Below are 2,691 nucleotides of genomic sequence, written 5' to 3'. Positions count from 1 at the left end.
CTGGGAAATCTCATCTTGAGGGGGGCTTCACGCTTAGATGCTTTCAGCGCTTATCCCGTCCGTACGTAGCTACCCAGCCATGCTCCTGGCGGAACAACTGGTGCACCAGCGGTACGTCCATCCCGGTCCTCTCGTACTAAGGACAGCTCCTCTCAAATTTCCTACGCCCACGACAGATAGGGACCGAACTGTCTCACGACGTTCTGAACCCAGCTCGCGTACCGCTTTAATGGGCGAACAGCCCAACCCTTGGGACCTACTTCAGCCCCAGGATGCGATGAGCCGACATCGAGGTGCCAAACCTCCCCGTCGATGTGGACTCTTGGGGGAGATAAGCCTGTTATCCCCAGGGTAGCTTTTATCCGTTGAGCGATGGCCCTTCCATGCGGTACCACCGGATCACTAAGTCCGACTTTCGTCCCTGCTCGACTTGTAGGTCTCGCAGTCAAGCTCCCTTTTGCCTTTGCACTCTGCGAATGATTTCCAACCATTCTGAGGGAACCTTTGAACGCCTCCGTTACTCTTTAGGAGGCGACCGCCCCAGTCAAACTGCCCGCCTGACACGGTCCCCGTACCCGCTTAGGGTACCAGGTTAGAACCTAGATACGATCAGGGTGGTATCCCAACGGCGCCTCCACCGAAGCTTGCGCTCCGGCTTCCACGGCTCCCACCTATCCTGTACAGATCGTACCCAAATTCAATATCAAGCTGCAGTAAAGCTCCATGGGGTCTTTCCGTCTTGTCGCGGGTAACCTGCATCTTCACAGGTATTAAAATTTCACCGGATCTCTCGTTGAGACAGCGCCCAAGTCGTTACGCCATTCGTGCGGGTCAGAATTTACCTGACAAGGAATTTCGCTACCTTAGGACCGTTATAGTTACGGCCGCCGTTTACTGGGGCTTCGGTTCATAGCTTCGGGTTACCCCTAACCACTCCCCTTAACCTTCCAGCACCGGGCAGGCGTCAGCCCGTATACTTCGCCTTGCGGCTTCGCACAGACCTGTGTTTTTGCTAAACAGTCGCTTGGGCCTTTTCACTGCGGCCCCCTCGGGCTATTCACCCTACCGAGGCACCCCTTCTCCCGAAGTTACGGGGTCATTTTGCCGAGTTCCTTAACGAGAGTTCTTCCGCGCGCCTTAGAATTCTCTTCTCGCCTACCTGTGTCGGTTTGCGGTACGGGCACCTTCTCCTGACTAGAGGCTTTTCTTGGCAGTGTGAGATCATGACCTTCGCTACTGTAATTTTCGCTCCCCATCACAGCCTAGCCTTTCGGTGTGCGGATTTGCCTACACACCAGCCTCACTGCTTGGACGGACATCCATCAGTCCGCGTCACTACCCTCCTGCGTCACCCCATCGCTCATAGCGGATTACGGTGGTACAGTAATTTCAAACTGTTGTCCTTCGACTACGCCTGTCGGCCTCGCCTTAGGTCCCGACTTACCCTGAGCGGACGAGCCTTCCTCAGGAAACCTTGGGCTTTCGGCGGATCAGATTCTCACTGATCTTTTCGTTACTCATACCGGCATTCTCACTTGTATGCTGTCCAGCGCTCCTTACGGTACACCTTCAACCCACATACAACGCTCCCCTACCCCTGATGCAAAGCATCAAGCCATAGCTTCGGTGGTGTGTTTAGCCCCGTTACATTTTCGGCGCAGAGTCACTCGACCAGTGAGCTATTACGCACTCTTTCAATGGTGGCTGCTTCTAAGCCAACATCCTGGTTGTCTGTGCAACTCCACATCCTTTCCCACTTAACACACACTTGGGGACCTTAGCTGATGGTCTGGGCTGTTTCCCTTTTGACAATGGATCTTAGCACTCACTGTCTGACTCCCGGCAAGAAGTCCATGGCATTCGGAGTTTGACTGAGCTTGGTAACCCTTGCGGGCCCCGCACCCAATCAGTGCTCTACCTCCACGACTCCATTCACCGAGGCTAGCCCTAAAGCTATTTCGGGGAGAACCAGCTATCTCCGAGTTCGATTGGAATTTCTCCGCTACCCCCACCTCATCCCCGTACTTTTCAACGTACGTGGGTTCGGGCCTCCAGTGCGTGTTACCGCACCTTCACCCTGGACAGGGGTAGATCACACGGTTTCGGGTCTACGTCCACATACTCATTCGCCCTATTCAGACTCGCTTTCGCTGCGGCTCCGGCTTCTCACCTTAACCTTGCATGTTAAACGTAACTCGCCGGTTCATTCTACAAAAGGCACGCCATCACCCGTGCTGGACAAGTCCAGCATAGGGCTCTGACTTCTTGTAAGCACACGGTTTCAGGTTCTATTTCACTCCCCTTCCGGGGTGCTTTTCACCTTTCCCTCACGGTACTGTTTCACTATCGGTCGCCAGGTAGTATTTAGCCTTGACAGATGGTCCTGCCGGATTCATACGGGGTTTCACGTGCCCCGCACTACTCGGGATCCGTCTCGGAGGGAACACAGTTTAGGGTACAGGGCTTTTACCTCTATCGCGGGCCTTTCCAGACCTCTTCACCTACCATATTCCTTTGTAACTCCATGTGAGACGTCCCACAACCCCAAGGGGCAAGCCCCTTGGTTTAGGCTGTTCCGCGTTCGCTCGCCGCTACTGACGGAATCACTATTGTTTTCTCTTCCTCAGGGTACTTAGATGTTTCAGTTCCCCTGGTCTGCCTCTCCATACCCTATGTATTCAGGTATGAGTA

Annotated in this window: 1 rRNA gene; it reads right to left on the bottom strand. The window is 54.2% G+C overall.

The features are described from left to right. Window positions 1–2,691, bottom strand: a 23S ribosomal RNA gene (locus tag AC0LWN_RS32540); the annotation flags it as partial.

This window comes from Paenibacillus sp. sgz302115 (genome assembly GCF_056120445.1).
The sequence above is the reverse complement of the archived record's forward strand: the minus strand, read 5'-3'. Positions and strand labels throughout refer to the sequence as shown.